A 15,188-nucleotide genomic window follows, 5' to 3' on the forward strand; every position below is an offset into this window, starting at 1 on the left:
AGAGTGGTCAGCCGGCAAAGACCCGCTTCGGCTTGAACATGCCTTGTTCGATGGCGCCGATGGCGACCAGCTTGCCTCGCGCGGTGGCGCAGGCTTCCTCGGCTTCCACGGGTGCGTCGCGGCCGCGGATGATGACTGGATTGCCAAGGCGGATCTTGGTCGCCGCTTCGTCGCTGATGGCGATCTGCGGCAGGCAGTCGAGCGCCGCCGCCGTATCGACAAGCAGCGCATCGATGGCGCCGAAGTCGATCGGCGCATCGGCAGCGCCTGCGTCGGCATCGCCGTCAGCTTCGCTTTGTTCGCCGAAACGGGCGGCTTCCAGTTCAGCGACGGTGACGAAATCTTCCTGGGTGAAGGGCTCGACCTCGACCCGGCGCAATTCGACGATGTGGCCGAAGCAGCCAAGGTCGCGGCCCATGTCGCGGGCCAGCGAGCGCACATAGGTGCCCTTGCCGCATTCGACTTCGAAAAGCGTGCGATCGGCGGCGTGCTCGACAATATCGAGGCGGCCGATCTCGATTTCCCGCGCGGGTATGTCGACCGTTTCGCCCTCGCGGGCAAGGTCATAGGCACGCTCGCCAGCGATCTTGATGGCCGAGAATTGCGGCGGTGTCTGCATGATGACCCCGGTGTAGTTCGGCAGCAGCGCCCTGACGTCGGCCTCGGCCGGACGCCGGTCGGAATTTTGTGTCACCGGGCCTTCCAGGTCGTCGGTCGAGCGCTCCTCGCCCCACGCGACGGTGAAACGATAGATCTTGGCGCCGTCCTGGACATAAGGCACGGTCTTGGTGGCCTCGCCGAGTGCGATCGGCAGCATGCCGGAGGCCAGCGGATCGAGCGTGCCGGCATGGCCGGCCTTTTCGGCCTGGAACAGCCATTTGATCTTGGAGACAGCTTCGGTCGAACCCATGCCGACCGGCTTGTCCAGCACCACCCAGCCGGAAATCGGCCGGCCCTTCTTCTTGCCGCGGCGCCCCACTATTTCTCGTCCTTGTCGTTTTGATTGTCTTCAGGTCCGAGATCACGCGCCACTTCGGGCGACTTCAAGAGGTCGTTGATCCTGGCGAAATTGTCGAAGGACGTGTCGAGCTTGAAGCGAAACTCAGGCATGAATTTCATCTGCCGTAGCGCGCCGGAAACCCGGCCGCGCACGAACTTCGCATGCTTGTTCAGCGCATCGATCACCGCGCCGGTATCCTTGGCGCCGAGCGGAGACACGAAAGCGGTGGCTACTCTCAGGTCAGGCGACATGCGCACTTCGGAGACCGATACCACAGTATTCTCGATCAGCGGATCGATGATCTCGCCGCGCTGCAAGGTTTCGGAGAGTGCATGGCGCACCTGTTCGGCGACGCGCAACATGCGCTGGGATGGGCTGGAGACAGTTGGACGGGGCATTTTTCTCAATCCTGAAAGCGTGAGGCGCGGGATGGGACCGTGCCGCATGTCTCATAAAGTTTGGGCGGCGGCCTTTCGACCACCGCCCGGTCGTATCAACAGTATACGAACTCAGAGCGTCCTGGTCACCATCTCGACGCGGAAGCACTCGATGATATCGCCGACGCGCATGTCCTCGTAGTTCTGGAAGGCCATGCCGCATTCCTGGCCACCCGGGACTTCCGCAACTTCGTCCTTGAAACGCTTGAGCGTCTTCAGGGTGCCTTCGTGGATGACGACGTTGTCGCGGATCAGGCGCACGCCCGCACCACGCTCGACCTTGCCTTCGGTGACACGGCAGCCGGCGATCTTGCCGACCTTGGTGATGTCGAAGATCTCGAGGATCTCGGCATTGCCGATGAAGGTCTCGCGACGTTCCGGCGAAAGCAGGCCCGAGAGCGCCGCCTTCACGTCATCGACGAGGTTGTAGATGATCGAGTAGTAGCGGATCTCGATGCCCGCGGCCGCCGCGGCCGCGCGTGCTTGCACGTTGGCGCGGACGTTGAAGCCGATGATTGCGGCACCGGAAGTTTCCGCCAGCGACACGTCGCTTTCGGTGATGGCGCCGGCGCCGGCATGAACGATGCGCGCACGCACCTCGTCGGTGCCAAGCTTGTCGAGAGCGGCGTTGATCGCCTCGATCGAGCCCTGCACGTCGCCCTTGATGACCAGCGGGAATTCCTTCAACCCGCTCGTCTGCAACTGCGACATCATCTGTTCAAGCGAGCCGCGCTGGCCGGCATGGCGAGCCACTGCCTTCTCGCGCGCCAGACGCTGGCGATACTCGGTGATTTCGCGGGCGCGGGCCTCGTTGTTGACCACGGCGAAGCGGTCACCGGCTTGCGGCGTGCCCTGCAGGCCAAGCACCTCGACCGGCATGGCCGGAGGCGCTTCCTTGATCTGCTCGCCGCGGTCGTTGACCAGCGCGCGCACCCGGCCCCATTCGTTGCCGGCGACGAGAATATCGCCCGGCATCAGCGTGCCGGTCTGCACCAGCACTGTGGCGACGGGGCCGCGGCCCTTGTCGAGCTGGGCTTCGATGACGACGCCCTCGGCGGTGCGGTCCGGATTGGCCTTGAGGTCGAGGATTTCGGCCTGCAGCAGGATAGCTTCCAAGAGCTTGTCGAGATTGGTGCCCTTGGTCGCCGACACTTCGACGTCCAGCACTTCACCGCCCATGGATTCGACGAACACCTCATGGCGCAGCAGTTCCGAGCGCACCTTCTGCGGATCGGCACCGTGCTTGTCGATCTTGTTGATCGCCACGATGATCGGAACGCCGGCCGCCTTGGCATGGCTGATCGATTCGATGGTCTGCGGCATGACGCTGTCGTCGGCCGCCACCACCAGGATGGCGATGTCGGTGGCCTGGGCGCCGCGAGCGCGCATCGCCGTGAAGGCGGCGTGGCCAGGCGTGTCGATGAAGGTGATCTTCTGACCGTTCTTCTCGACCTGATAGGCGCCGATATGCTGGGTGATGCCGCCGGCCTCGCCGGAAACGACATTGGCGTTGCGGATAGCGTCGAGCAGCGAGGTCTTGCCGTGGTCCACGTGGCCCATGATGGTCACGACCGGCGGCCGCGACACAAGGTCCTCGGCATTGTCGGCGATGTTGAACAGGCCTTCCTCGATGTCGGACTCGGCGACGCGGCGGACCGTGTGGCCGAATTCGGTGGCGACCAGCTCGGCCGTGTCGGCGTCGATGATGTCGCCCGGCTTAAGGATCTGGCCCTGCTTCATGAAGTACTTGACCACATCGACGGCGCGCTCGGACATGCGCTGCGCCAGTTCCTGGATGGTGATGGTTTCGGGCAGGATCACTTCGCGCATAACCTTTTCGCGCGGCTCATTGTGCATCGCGCGCTTGAATTTTTCCTGGCGCCGGCGCATCGACGACAGCGAGCGGGCGCGCGCATCCTCGTCGGAAAGCGCCGTGTTGAGGGTCAGCTTGCCGCGACGACGGTCTTCCTCTGCCTTGGTCGGCTTGGCCGGGCGCGCCACTTCGGGCGTGACCGGACGGCGAACCGGGACGCCGACGCCGGTGCGCTTCGGCTTGACCTCTTCCTCGTCGTCCGATGCCACCAGCTCGGCAGCCAGCGGCGCACGGCGGCGTGCCTCTTCTTCGGCACGGCGGCGGGACTCGGCCTCGGTCTGCAGGCGGGCTTCTTCCTCTGCCTGACGGCGCGCGGAGTCCTCGCGCTCGCGCTTGCGGCGCTCCTCGTCCTCAGCGCGGCGCTTGGCGTCTTCGGCGGCGCGCTGGCGATCCTCGACTTCGCGAACCTTGGAGCCTTCGAGCGCCCTGCGCCGGGCTTCCATTTCGCCGCGCGACAATTCGTTCAGCACCATGCCGCTGCGTTCGACCGGCGGCGGCGGGGGCGGCGCCTTGGGCGCTTCCTGCACCACGGGGGCCGCCACAACCGCGGGCTTGGGCGTCAAAAGGGGTGCAGCCACCGGCTCCGGCTTGTCGCCGGGCATGGAGAACTTGCGCTTCTTGATCTCGACCTGGACCTGCTTGGTGCGGCCATGCGAGAAGTTCTGGCGCACGACGCTCTGCTCGGTACCGGGGCGCTTCAGCGTCAAGGTCTTCTTCGGTGTAACACTCAACGTCTTGTCGTCGCCCGATTTCGTATCGTTCATTCCATATCCTCTGCAGCATCATCTTCGTCAGCAACGGCCGCAAGCATTGCCAGATCGTCGGGGGTTCCGCCCCGATATCGGTCGAGCGCAACCATGCGCTTCTCAACCGCCTTCCCCGCGTCTCCCGCGAGAACGGCAGCATGTATCACATTTGTGCCCCCCAATGCCAAGCTCAACTCGGCCTCGGAGAAAAGTTTGTAGGCAAGAACCGCGGGCCCGCCGAGGTGGACAGTTGCCCGCCGCGCCTGGCTGATCTTGCGCACGCCGTCGTCGGACGCTTCGGTCGCGTGGAGCACGAAAAGCGCCAGCCCGCTGCGCACCGCGCTCTCGACCTTGGTGGCGCCGAGAGCGATCGCGCCGGCCTTGCGGGCAAGGCCGAGCATGCCAAGAGCGGATCGTGCGAGCAGTCCGTCGACCATGCCACCGAGATCGGGCGGCACGGTCACTTGCGCCTTGAAGGCGCGGGCAAACAGGTTCTTCGCCGCCGCTTTGTCGATATGTAGGCGGTCGGCGCTCACCCAACAACCACGGCCGGGCAGGTTTCTCTTGATGTCCGGAACGACGGCCGAATCCGGGCCGACGACGAAACGGATCAGCTCATCCGGCTCGGCTTGCCTGCGGGTAACGATGCAGGTGCGATCGTTCATCTCGTCCTGGGGCGGGTTGTGTGCGATGCGGTTTCACCTCACGCACCAACAGCTTCGTCAGCCGGGACCTGTTCGGCTGCAAGCTCGTCTTCGGTGATCCAGCCGGCCTTGAGGCGGGCTGCCAGAACCATCTGCTCGGCATCGGCGCGCGACACGCCGTGATTGGCGAGAACGCCCGGATAAACCTTGGTCTCGCCGTCCTTGCGTTCCTTCCAGCCGGTCAGATCGTCGGCGGCATAGCCGGCGAAATCCTCGATAGTCTTCACGCCATCCTCGCCGAGCGTCACCATCATCGCGGTGGTAACGCCGGGGATCTCGCGCAGCTCGTCGGCGACGCCCAGCGCCTTGCGCTTCTCGTCATGCTCGGCTTCGATCTTCTCCAGGTACTCGCGGGCGCGGGTCTGGATCTCCGAAGCGGTGTCTTCGTCGAAGCCGTCGATCGAAGCGATTTCGCCCGAATCGACATAGGCGACTTCCTCGACACTGGTGAAGCCTTCGGAGGCCAGCACCTGGCCGACCATCTCGTCGACATCGAGCGCTTCCATGAACAGCGACGAACGCTCGACGAATTCCTTCTGGCGACGCTCGGATTCCTCGGCCTCGGTCAGGATATCGATGTCCCAGCCGGTGAGCTGCGAGGCAAGGCGCACGTTCTGGCCGCGGCGGCCGATGGCAAGCGACAGCTGGTCGTCGGGAACCACCACCTCGATGCGCTCGGCATCCTCGTCGAGCACGACCTTGGCGACTTCCGCCGGCTGCAGCGCATTGACGATGAAGGAGGCGGCCGAAGGCGACCACGGAATGATGTCGATCTTTTCGCCCTGCAATTCGCCGACCACCGCCTGGACGCGGCTGCCGCGCATACCGACGCAGGCGCCGACCGGATCGATCGAGCTATCGCGCGAAATGACGGCGATCTTGGCGCGCGAGCCGGGATCGCGGGCGACCGACTTGATCTCGATGATGCCGTCGTAGATTTCCGGCACTTCCATGGTGAAGAGCTTGGCCATGAACTGCGGATGGGTGCGCGACAGGAAGATCTGCGGGCCGCGTTGTTCGCGGCGCACATCGTAGACATAGGCGCGAACGCGGTCGCCATATTTGTAGTTTTCGCGCGGGATCAGCTCGTCGCGGCGGATAATCGCCTCGCCACGGCCGAGATCGACGATGACGTTGCCATACTCGACGCGCTTGACGGTGCCGTTCACGATTTCGCCGATGCGGTCCTTGTATTCGTCATACTGGCGGTCACGTTCGGCCTCGCGCACCTTCTGCACAATGACCTGCTTGGCCGACTGGGCCGCAATGCGGCCGAAATCCATCGGCGGCAGCTGTTCGGCGATAAAGTCACCGAGCTGGGCGTCGGGATTGCGCTCGCGGGCCGAGGAAATGGCGATCTGGGTGGCGTAGTCATCGACCTTCTCGACAACTTCCATCAGCCGCTGCAGCTTCATCTCGCCGGTGGTGGCGTTGATGTCAGCGCGGATGTTGGTTTCCTGGCCGTAGCGCGAGCGTGCGGCCTTCTGGATCGCATCGGCCATGGCGGCGATGACGATCGACTTGTCGATCGACTTTTCACGCGCGACCGCGTCGGCGATCTGCAGCAGTTCAAGTCTGTTGGCGCTTACAACCATGTCTTTATCTCCCGAACTCAAGTGCCGGACCTTAGGCCCGGCAGCTCAATCGTTATTCCTGTTCGTGTTCTTCCGTGGCGTCTTCGGAAACATCGTCTTCCGGCTCGCCGCGGCGTTTCTTGGCTTCCTTGCGCTCCCGATTGTCCTTCGACAGCGCGTCGCGGATGAGGTCGTCGGTGAGGATCAGCCGCACATCGGCGATCGCGTCATAGGGAACACGCACCGTCGGCTCTTCGCCATAAGCGGCCTTGTCCCGCTCGATCAGCACATCATCTTCGGCGGCTTCGGCGATCTTGCCCTTGAAGCGCTTGCGGTCAGCGACCAGCACCGAGGTCTCCATCTTCACCAGATGGCCGGTCCAGGTGACGAAATCCGACTTGCGCACCAGCGGCCGGTCAATGCCTGGCGACGACACTTCGAGATGATAGGCCTTCTCGATCGGATCGTCGACATCGAGCGCCGGCGACACCGCGCGGCTGACCTCTTCGCAATCCTCGACGGTCATGGTGCCGTCCTCGCGCTCGGCCATGATCTGCAGCGTCAGGCCGTTCTGGCCCGACAGATGCACACGCACGAGGCGAAAGCCGATGCCGTGCAACACCGGCTGAACGATCAGCGCGATGCGCGCATCGATGCCGCTTTCGCGGATGATGCGGTCGTCGGCTTCGCTTGCCGTTGCAGTCATGAGGTTCCTGTCGTTGCTTGCCGGAGCATGATCTTTTCCGAAAACCGGGTCCCACTTTTCGGGATCATGCTCTGATACTGAGCGGCAGGTAATAAAAAAGAGCGGGACCGGGTGGACCCACTCTTCGTCATACCGACCAAGAATTTGAGGCTGATATAGACGATCCCGGCCGGTGTTTCAAGTCTGTTAACGGGCCGGGCAATGCACGGCCGAAGGCAGCCAGGCAGGATTGCACCGAGCGCATGCAGCCCATGCGGTAACGGCACTGTGATTCCCGGCATGGCGTCCCTATCTATGTTGCATCGCACAAACAGAGATAGCGCGCGGTGAAGCGCGAAAGGTCAAGACAATGAACAACCGCAATGTGTTTTCCGCCATAGGCGATGCCTTCGCCCTGTTCGGCAGCGCCGTTGCCGCCTCGCGCGCCGTCGAAGCCGGCCGCAAGCCGCGCGCCAACGATCTGCGCAAGCTTGGCATGGACCCGACCGCCTTCGACAAGATGGGCCGTTTCTAAGGCTGCCAGTGATGCGGGGATCATTACCCCCCGCATCTGTGTTATTTTCTGGTGAAGGTGAGATAGGCCGGCCGCCGGCCTTCGCGAGCAGCCTTCGCCTCATAGCGTGTGCCCGGCCAGCCCTCATAGGGCCGGTGCCAGTCTGCAGCGTCTTGCGCCTGCCATACGAGCGCGCCATGCGCCCGGCAGTGCAACAAGGTCCAGGTCACATAGGTGTCGATGTCGGACGCGAAGCGGAATTTTCCGCCTGGCTTCAGGACGCGTGCGAACCGATCGAGATTGAGCCGACTGACGAAACGCCGCTTCCAGTGCTTCTTCTTCGGCCAGGGATCGGGATAGAGCAGGTCGATACCGTCGAGCGAGGCCTGCGGCAGCCAGTCGAGCAGGCGCGTGGCGTCGTCATTGTGGACGCGCAGATTGGCGAGCGGCTTTTCCCGCACCGCCATCATCAGCTTGGCCATGCCGTTGACGAACGGCTCGACGCCGATGAAGCCGGCCGCCGGGTCCTCCGTGGCGCGATGCAGCAGATGCTCACCGCCGCCGAAGCCGATTTCCAGCCGAACCGTTGAAACATCCGCGGCAAACAGCGTACGCAACTCTGCCGGTGCTTCCGTGGAGAGGTCGAGGCCATGGGCCCCAAGACCGCTTTCCAGCGCTGCCGCCTGCTGCGGGCGAATGGTCTTGCCGTGCCGGCGGCCGAAGAACCCTTCGGTCGCGCGGCTCCGCCTGTCCTGTGGATCCATGGCCGGGTCGCGCGCCGCCCTCAGGCGGCGACCGCGTCCTTGAGTGCCTTGGCGAGATCGGTCTTTTCCCAGGAGAAAGACCCGTCGCGACCGGCTTTGCGGCCGAAATGGCCATAGGACGAGGTCTTGGCGTAGATCGGCTTGTTGAGGTCGAGATGACGGCGAATGCCGGACGGCGACAGGTCCATCACGGTGCGCAGCGCATCCTCGAGCCTGGCCTCGTCGACCTTGCCGGTGCCGTGCAGGTCGACATAGACCGACAGCGGCTGGGCGACGCCGATGGCATAGGAAAGCTGGATGGTGCAGCGGTCGGCGAGCTTGGCCGCCACGACATTCTTGGCGAGGTAGCGCGCCGCATAGGCGGCGGAGCGGTCGACCTTGGTGGTGTCCTTGCCGGAGAAAGCGCCGCCGCCATGCGGGGCCGCGCCGCCATAGGTGTCGACGATGATCTTGCGGCCGGTCAGGCCGGCGTCGCCGTCCGGGCCGCCGATGACGAACTTGCCGGTCGGGTTGATGTACCACATGCAATCGTCGGCGATCTTGAGGTCGCCGAGCGCCTCGCGGATGTAAGGTTCGACGACCTTGCGGACCTTCTTGGAATCCCAGGACGAATCAAGATGCTGCGTCGACAGCACGATCTGTGTCGCTTCGGCCGCCTTGCCATCGATGTAGCGGACGGTGACCTGGCTCTTGGCGTCGGGGCCGAGCTTGCCGGCCTCGCCGTTGTTTTCGTGACGGGCGGCGGCGAGAAGTTCGAGAATCTTGTGGCTGTAATAGATCGGCGCCGGCATAAGATCCGGCGTCTCGCGGCAGGCATAGCCGAACATGATGCCCTGGTCGCCGGCACCTTCTTCGCCCTGGCGGTCGGCGGCGTTGTCGACGCCCTGGCCGATGTCGGGCGACTGGCCGTGCAGGAGAACCTCGATCTTCGCCGTCTTCCAGTGGAAGCCGGCCTGCTCGTAGCCGATTTCGCGAATCGCCTTGCGGGCGACCGACTTGAACTTGGCCGGGTTGACGACAGGGTGGCCGGCGGCATCCATCAGGATCTTGCCGGCCTTGTCCTTCTTTAACAGTGTCTCGGGAACACGGACCTCACCTGCGATGACGACACGGTTGGTGGTTGCGAGCGTCTCGCAGGCGACGCGGACTTTCCACGGGTCCATGCCGGTCTTCTTGGCCTCGCGATAGACCAGATCGACGATCTCGTCGGAGATGCGGTCACAGACCTTGTCGGGATGACCCTCAGCAACGGATTCCGAGGTGAAGAAGTAGTTCTGCCGCGTCACGGGTGTCCCCTCTTGAAAAAACGATCGGCAGGGCTGCCGATTTTGGCGCGCCACGTGTTAACGGTGCCGGGCGCCGCTCGTCAAGCGGTGCAGCGGCTTTGGAATGAATGTTGCGGCAATATATCATGTACCACCGGCGGCACGTGCCGCCGGCAGTCTCGCCTCGGGGCTACTCGGGCCAATGGGTCAATTGACCCACCGAATCACTCGGCATCTTCGGCAGAAAGGGATTTCACCAGATCGATGATCCGGCGGCGCACCTTCACATCCGCGATCTTGACGAAGGCGCGGTTGAGCTGAAGTCCTTCCGGACTGCCGCAGAATTCGACGGCGAAAGCCATCGAAGCGTCCTCGGCAAATCCTCTGTTACCCATCGGCTCCTGCCCTGGCGCATCTTCGAAAAAGAAGGCGACAGGCACGCTGAGTATCGAGGCTATTGCCTGCAGACGGCTGGCGCCGACGCGGTTCGTTCCCTTTTCATATTTTTGGATCTGTTGAAACGTAATACCGAGATTTTCACCCAGCTTTTCCTGGCTCATTCCAAGCATATTGCGCCGAAGCCGCACGCGACTTCCGACGTGGATGTCGATCGGATTCGGTTTTTTCTTGTTTTCTTCTGTCATTTTTTCCTCGCCGAATTTTTCCGGCCTTTTCTATTTTTCTTGCCCAAACGAAGCCGGAGCCAACTGCCCCAACAGAAACACCAACCGACTTCGAGAAAATTAGGCGATAACAGTATGAGTTTCTAATGTGTCGACTGTCAATTCACCCGTAGCCGTTGCCTTACGTTCGAGCTGAGGGCGATCGCGGCAAACAGGAACATGATCAGCATTCCGTTAACGCGGCGTCGAGCGGCGGAGATGAAAGCCTGGCCGGAGATGGGCACCCGCACGTCGATGGCGCCGCGCGCATCGACCGCCAGGGCGTCAACGATGCGTCCCCGTGTATCGACAACGGCCGAAATGCCGTTGTTGGCTGCGCGCAACAGGGGCAATCCATTTTCCACCGCGCGAATCTGTGCCTGCCTGAAATGCTGGTACGGCCCGGGCGTGTCGCCGAACCATGCATCATTTGTGACGTTCACAATAAGCTGAGATGACGTAGCGTCAACTGCCACGAGATCGGGAAAGATCACCTCGTAGCAAATAAACGGCAAGGCGCTGATGCCGCCGGGCAAAACGATCGGGTGGCGCTCATTGCCGGCGGCGAAATTCATCGGCCCGGCGACCAGCTGTTCGATGCCGAAACGGCTGAGCAGGCCGGAAAACGGCAGATACTCGCCGAAGGGCACCAGATGGACCTTGTCGACGGCGTCGGCAAGCTCACCCTTGTCGTCGATCGCCACCACCGAATTGTAATAGCGGCTGCCGGCATCGGCCCCCGATCCGCCTTCCTCGCGCACGACGCCGGCAATCAGCATCTGCCCGGGTTGCAGCATGTCGCCGAGCGCCGTCAGTGCATCTGGGCGCTCGGTTAACAGGAAGGGCACCGACGTCTCCGGCCACAGGATCAGCTGCGGTTTGTTATGACCGGGATCCGGCGCTGCGGCCGACAGGCCCATCATGGTGGCAAAGATGCGGTCGCGTACCGAGGCGTCCCACTTCTCGCCGAGATCGACATCCGGTTGTACTATGCGGACATCGAGATTTTGCGTTGCCGGCTTGTCGGGGGTCGCCAACCTGAAATAGCCGAAGCCGGCATGGGCGGTGACGAGCACGGCAAGCAATGCCAGTCCGAGGCGCAGGTGCCGGCGCGCGGCGAGCAGAGCCGGCATGGCAAAGACAAAGACCGCCAATGCGTTCATGCCGATCATGCCCGTGACCGACACGCTTTGCATCAGCAGCGGCACGGGCATCGCCGCATAGCCAACGGCATTCCAGGGAAAGCCGGTGAACAGGAAGCCGCGCAGCCATTCCGTCAGGCCAAAAGCAAAGGCAAGGGCGGCGATGCGGCCGATGTCGTTGGTCCATAACAACCGCGCGACGACGGTGGCGAAGCCGTAGAAAAATGCCAGCGCCAAAGGAATGCCTACGACCGCGAAGGGCAAGGCCCAGGCGAAGCTGTCAGCCTCAACCAGAAGCGCCTCGCCGATCCACCACAGGCCGGCAAGGAAATAGCCGAAGCCGAACCACCAACCAATGGCAAAAGCCGGCCGGAGGCGCCGCAGCCAGCTGTCGGATGCCTCGCCGGTAGCGCCGTCAAGCAGCCAGACCAGCGCCGGAAACGAGACGAAACAGACGGCAAAGAAATCGTAAGGCGCCTGGGCGAGCACCGCCAGCGCACCTGCGAGAAACGCCACCAGCGCGCGCCGCCAGCCCCAAAGCAGAATTATCCGGCCGGCCAGGCGCTCCATGCAGACTTCCCAAGTCGTGCGAATCAGAAGCCAAGATTTATCAGATTTATTGAAACGCGACTCGCTGCGAACCGGCCAATCGCAGCGCTATCGGTGCCAGCCCTCGATGCTGAAGCCGCTCAGCTGTTCGGCCTCCTGGCGCGGAACGGCGCGCAGGGTCTGGGTGAAGGTCCAGACATGGCCTTCGGGATCGCGCGCCCGATATTGCCTCTCGCCGTAGAACTGGTCGGCAGGCTCCTCGACGATCTCGGCTCCGGCCGCCCTCGCCTGTTCGCAATGCGCGTCCAGGCCGTCTTTCAGTCGCACACAGACCGACTGGGTGTTCTTGCCGACGACACTTGCCGGACTGGCGACGTGATCGGCCCATTCGGAATCGACGATGATGTAGCCGTCGCCGAAACGCATTTCGGCATGGACAAGCCGTCCGTCGGCGTCGCTGACCACCATGCTCGGCTCGAAGCCGAACGCCGCCTGAAGCCAGATCAGTGCCGCCTTTGGATCCCGATAGAAGATCCCGGAACCGAAGGTGGCGTGTTTGAACGGATCGTCGACCGTCATCCGGCGCGAGATCAGGCCTGCTCGGTGCGAGCGGTTGCGCGGCGGCGGCGCTCGCCCTTCTGGTTCTGGACGATGCGCACGCGCTTGACGCGGCGCGGATCGGCATCCAGCACGTGGAATTCGAAGCCGGGTATCGCCTGCACGACTTCGCCGCGTGCGGGCACGCGACCGAGCGTGTTGAAGATCATGCCGCCGATGGTGTCGACATATTCGCCATGCTCGCCGGCGGTAAAATCCTCGCCGATCATCTTGGCGACCTCGTCGATCTCGGCCTTGCCGTCGACGACGAAGACGCCCTCGCCGGTCTGGGTGATCAGAGGCTCGTCCTCGTCATGCTCGTCCTCGATGTCGCCTACGACCATTTCGACGATGTCTTCCAGCGAGGCGAGACCATCGGTGCCGCCATATTCGTCGATGACGAGCGCCATCTGGGTGCGCGTCGTCTGCATGCGGCCCATCAGGTCGGAGGCAAGCATGGAGGGCGGCACGAACAGCACCGGGCGGATCAGATTGAGGTCGCCGATGGTGCGGCCAAGATCGACCTGGGCAAGATCAAGAAGCGTCGTTGCCGGCGTCTTCCTCGATGTCCTGCCCTTCTTGACCCGGGCGACCTTGGTGATGTGCGCCAGCACGTCGCGGATGTGAACCATGCCGCGCGGGTCATCGAGCGTCTCGGAATAGACCGGCATGCGGGAATGGCCGGACTGCTCGAACAGGCCGAGCAGATCGCCCAAAGTCGTGGTGATCTCGACCGCTTCGATGTCGGCGCGCGGCACCATGACATCCTCGACGCGCACTTCGCGCAGGCGCAATATGTTATTGAGCATGGCGCGTTCGCCGGGCGAAAACGATTCGACATCGCTGGTGGTTTCGGCAAGCGCGCCGGCGATTTCCTCGCGCAGGCTGGTGCCGTTGCGCTGCCGGAACAGGCCCAAAACGCGGTCGAACAGGGATGGACCGGCAGGCGTTGGCTCGCTGGCAATGCTGCCAGAAGCGGGGCTGCCGGAACTGGTACTCGGACTCGATCCCTCTTCCGTCGTATCGGAAGGCTTGGGCGCACTGCCAGCCTCGGGGCGGGCGGCAGTTTCTGGTTTGTCGTTCATCGTCGTCCGGTCAATTGGTCTTTTGTCATTACGTGTAGGGATCGGGAATGGCAAGCCTTGCCAGCGCCGCGCGCTCGATGGCTTCCATCTCCTCGGCCTCTTCGTCGGTCTCGTGATCGTAGCCCAGCAAATGCAGCAGGCCGTGGATAACGAGATGGGTGATATGGTTCTCGAATGGCATCTCTTCCAGGGCCGCTTCACGCGTCACCGTCTCGGACGCGAGCACGATATCGCCAAGCATTGGCGGCAACTTGCCGCCCTTGGGGAAGGGAAAAGCCGGGAAAGACAAGACGTTGGTCGCCTTGTCCTTGCCGCGCCAGCCGGCGTTGAGGGTGCGGATATGGGCATCGTCGGAAAAGACGATGCTTAGCTCGGAATGGCCGGCAGCAGCGGTTTCGGCAAAGGCGGCCGATACGGCGCGGTCGACCAGAAGGGTCAGCGCCGCCTCGTCGGGCCAATCGCCGGCATCGACCGACAGGTCGATCTCGACGGGGATCGAACTATCCCCGCCGCCAGGTTTTATGTCTTCAGGCATGAGCCCGCATCGTCATGATCAATTCTCGGCGCCGAGGCCGCGCGCCAGCTTGGCGTCGCGGTCATAGGCCCTGACGATTTCCGCCACGAGCGGATGGCGCACGACGTCGACATCGTTGAAGCGCACGGTTACCGCGCCGGCCACGCCGTCAAGGACACGCAAGGCTTCGACCAGGCCGGATTTGGTGCTTGGAGGCAGATCGATCTGCGTCGGATCGCCGGTGACGATCATGCGCGAATTCTCGCCGAGGCGGGTCAGAAACATCTTCATCTGCATCGGCGTGGTGTTCTGCGCCTCGTCGAGGATGACCGCGGCGTGTGCCAGTGTTCGTCCACGCATGAAGGCCAGCGGCGCGATTTCGATGACTTCGGCAGCGATAGCGCGCTCGACCTTGTCGGCCGGCATCATGTCGTAGAGCGCATCATAAAGCGGCCGCAGATACGGATCGACCTTTTCCTTCATGTCGCCGGGCAGGAAGCCCAGCCGCTCGCCGGCCTCGACCGCCGGTCGCGACAGGATGATGCGCTCGACCATGCCGCGTTCAAGCAGCATCGCCGCATGCGCCACAGCCAGATAAGTCTTGCCGGTGCCGGCCGGTCCGATGCCGAACACCAGTTCCGACCGCTCCAGCGCCCGCATATAGGCGTCCTGGTTGAGCGAGCGGGCATAGATCGTCTTCTTGCGGGTGGAGATCTGGGCGGCCGAGACCTTGCCCTTGCGCTCCAGCGTCGGCAGCGTCAGCTGGTCGTCGGCTGCAATCGCCATGCGCACCGCGCCGTCGACGTCGGACTGGCCGATATCGGTGCCCTTCTGAAGAATGCCGTAGAGATTGTCGAGCGCTCGGCGCGCCTGCTCGGCCGCGGAGGCCGAGCCCTTGATGGTCAGTTGGTTGCCGCGCGAGCGGATGTCGACGCCGAGCTTCTGCTCGAGCCGCGCCAGGTTCTCGTCGAACTGGCCGTACAGGGCGCTGGCAAGCTTGTTGTTGTCGAAAGTCAGAACGATGTGCGCCATGTCAGAGGCCCCGGATGCTTGATTCTGGGGCAGAGTCTTCACTTC

At 63.3% G+C, this 15,188-nt stretch carries 15 protein-coding genes; 1 reads left to right on the plus strand and 14 read right to left on the minus strand.

What is annotated here, in order from left to right:
• Nucleotides 1-7: 7 nt before the first annotated feature.
• From truB to rimP, 6 genes are all read right to left on the minus strand, one after another.
• Nucleotides 8-979, minus strand: coding sequence for a tRNA pseudouridine(55) synthase TruB (gene truB / locus ACWGTI_RS16450; RefSeq protein ID WP_454588080.1), 972 nt, complete (start codon nucleotides 977-979; stop codon nucleotides 8-10).
• A complete protein-coding gene (gene rbfA / locus ACWGTI_RS16455; RefSeq protein WP_454576588.1) occupies nucleotides 979-1,398 on the minus strand; it encodes a 30S ribosome-binding factor RbfA in 420 nt (139 codons plus the stop codon). The genes truB and rbfA overlap by 1 nt, the downstream gene beginning before the upstream one ends.
• Nucleotides 1,399-1,509: 111 nt before the next feature.
• Complete coding sequence (gene infB / locus ACWGTI_RS16460) at nucleotides 1,510-4,074, minus strand: translation initiation factor IF-2 (protein WP_454588081.1); 2,565 nt, start codon at nucleotides 4,072-4,074, stop codon at nucleotides 1,510-1,512.
• On the minus strand, nucleotides 4,071-4,721 hold the full coding sequence (locus tag ACWGTI_RS16465) for an RNA-binding protein (protein WP_112566403.1): 651 nt from the start codon (nucleotides 4,719-4,721) through the stop codon (nucleotides 4,071-4,073). The genes infB and ACWGTI_RS16465 overlap by 4 nt, the downstream gene beginning before the upstream one ends.
• Nucleotides 4,722-4,759: 38 nt before the next feature.
• Entirely contained in the window at nucleotides 4,760-6,355 is a 1,596-nt protein-coding gene (gene nusA / locus ACWGTI_RS16470) for a transcription termination factor NusA (protein ID WP_454588082.1), read from the minus strand.
• A gap of 52 nt (nucleotides 6,356-6,407) precedes the next feature.
• Nucleotides 6,408-7,040, minus strand: a complete 633-nt coding sequence (gene rimP / locus ACWGTI_RS16475) for a ribosome maturation factor RimP (RefSeq protein ID WP_454588083.1) — start codon at nucleotides 7,038-7,040, stop codon at nucleotides 6,408-6,410.
• A gap of 349 nt (nucleotides 7,041-7,389) precedes the next feature.
• On the opposite strand from rimP, the gene ACWGTI_RS16480 reads away from it, so the two are divergent.
• On the plus strand, nucleotides 7,390-7,554 hold the full coding sequence (locus tag ACWGTI_RS16480) for a hypothetical protein (protein ID WP_454588084.1): 165 nt from the start codon (nucleotides 7,390-7,392) through the stop codon (nucleotides 7,552-7,554).
• Between the two features lie 41 nt (nucleotides 7,555-7,595).
• On the opposite strand, the gene trmB is transcribed toward ACWGTI_RS16480, so the two are convergent.
• The 8 genes from trmB to ACWGTI_RS16520 form a co-directional block, all read right to left on the minus strand.
• The gene (gene trmB, locus ACWGTI_RS16485) at nucleotides 7,596-8,297 is read right to left on the minus strand and encodes a tRNA (guanine(46)-N(7))-methyltransferase TrmB (RefSeq protein ID WP_454588085.1); all 702 of its coding nucleotides are present in this window, start codon (nucleotides 8,295-8,297) and stop codon (nucleotides 7,596-7,598) included.
• A 20-nt stretch (nucleotides 8,298-8,317) separates the two neighbouring features.
• Nucleotides 8,318-9,583 (minus strand): methionine adenosyltransferase, encoded by a 1,266-nt coding sequence (metK, locus tag ACWGTI_RS16490; protein ID WP_454588086.1) that lies wholly within the window; start codon nucleotides 9,581-9,583, stop codon nucleotides 8,318-8,320.
• 203 nt (nucleotides 9,584-9,786) lie between these two features.
• A complete protein-coding gene (locus tag ACWGTI_RS16495) occupies nucleotides 9,787-10,206 on the minus strand; it encodes a helix-turn-helix domain-containing protein (RefSeq protein WP_454588087.1) in 420 nt (139 codons plus the stop codon).
• Between the two features lie 137 nt (nucleotides 10,207-10,343).
• Nucleotides 10,344-11,936 carry an apolipoprotein N-acyltransferase gene (gene lnt, locus ACWGTI_RS16500; RefSeq protein ID WP_454588088.1) on the minus strand — a complete coding sequence of 531 codons (1,593 nt, stop codon included), beginning with the start codon at nucleotides 11,934-11,936 and terminating at the stop codon, nucleotides 10,344-10,346.
• Nucleotides 11,937-12,023: 87 nt separating this feature from the next.
• Nucleotides 12,024-12,494 carry a VOC family protein gene (locus tag ACWGTI_RS16505; protein WP_454588089.1) on the minus strand — a complete coding sequence of 157 codons (471 nt, stop codon included), beginning with the start codon at nucleotides 12,492-12,494 and terminating at the stop codon, nucleotides 12,024-12,026.
• Nucleotides 12,495-12,505: 11 nt separating this feature from the next.
• Nucleotides 12,506-13,597 carry a hemolysin family protein gene (locus ACWGTI_RS16510; protein ID WP_454588090.1) on the minus strand — a complete coding sequence of 364 codons (1,092 nt, stop codon included), beginning with the start codon at nucleotides 13,595-13,597 and terminating at the stop codon, nucleotides 12,506-12,508.
• 28 nt (nucleotides 13,598-13,625) lie between these two features.
• Nucleotides 13,626-14,132 (minus strand): rRNA maturation RNase YbeY, encoded by a 507-nt coding sequence (gene ybeY / locus ACWGTI_RS16515; protein ID WP_454588091.1) that lies wholly within the window; start codon nucleotides 14,130-14,132, stop codon nucleotides 13,626-13,628.
• Nucleotides 14,133-14,150: 18 nt separating this feature from the next.
• Complete coding sequence (locus ACWGTI_RS16520; protein ID WP_235984004.1) at nucleotides 14,151-15,143, minus strand: PhoH family protein; 993 nt, start codon at nucleotides 15,141-15,143, stop codon at nucleotides 14,151-14,153.
• Nucleotides 15,144-15,188 lie beyond the last annotated feature (45 nt).

The sequence above is a fragment of the Mesorhizobium sp. ArgA1 genome (genome assembly GCF_053714375.1).

Coding starts and splice junctions, on each gene's coding strand:
- rbfA (WP_454576588.1), bottom strand. CDS start 1,398: ATGCCCCGTCCAACTGTCTCCAGCCCATCCCAGCGCATGTTGCGCGTC.
- trmB (WP_454588085.1), bottom strand. CDS start 8,297: ATGGATCCACAGGACAGGCGGAGCCGCGCGACCGAAGGGTTCTTCGGC.
- rimP (WP_454588083.1), bottom strand. CDS start 7,040: ATGACTGCAACGGCAAGCGAAGCCGACGACCGCATCATCCGCGAAAGC.
- ACWGTI_RS16495 (WP_454588087.1), bottom strand. CDS start 10,206: ATGACAGAAGAAAACAAGAAAAAACCGAATCCGATCGACATCCACGTC.
- infB (WP_454588081.1), bottom strand. CDS start 4,074: ATGAACGATACGAAATCGGGCGACGACAAGACGTTGAGTGTTACACCG.
- lnt (WP_454588088.1), bottom strand. CDS start 11,936: ATGGAGCGCCTGGCCGGCCGGATAATTCTGCTTTGGGGCTGGCGGCGC.
- ACWGTI_RS16480 (WP_454588084.1), top strand. CDS start 7,390: ATGAACAACCGCAATGTGTTTTCCGCCATAGGCGATGCCTTCGCCCTG.
- ybeY (WP_454588091.1), bottom strand. CDS start 14,132: ATGCCTGAAGACATAAAACCTGGCGGCGGGGATAGTTCGATCCCCGTC.
- ACWGTI_RS16505 (WP_454588089.1), bottom strand. CDS start 12,494: ATGACGGTCGACGATCCGTTCAAACACGCCACCTTCGGTTCCGGGATC.
- nusA (WP_454588082.1), bottom strand. CDS start 6,355: ATGGTTGTAAGCGCCAACAGACTTGAACTGCTGCAGATCGCCGACGCG.
- ACWGTI_RS16520 (WP_235984004.1), bottom strand. CDS start 15,143: ATGGCGCACATCGTTCTGACTTTCGACAACAACAAGCTTGCCAGCGCC.
- ACWGTI_RS16510 (WP_454588090.1), bottom strand. CDS start 13,597: ATGAACGACAAACCAGAAACTGCCGCCCGCCCCGAGGCTGGCAGTGCG.
- ACWGTI_RS16465 (WP_112566403.1), bottom strand. CDS start 4,721: ATGAACGATCGCACCTGCATCGTTACCCGCAGGCAAGCCGAGCCGGAT.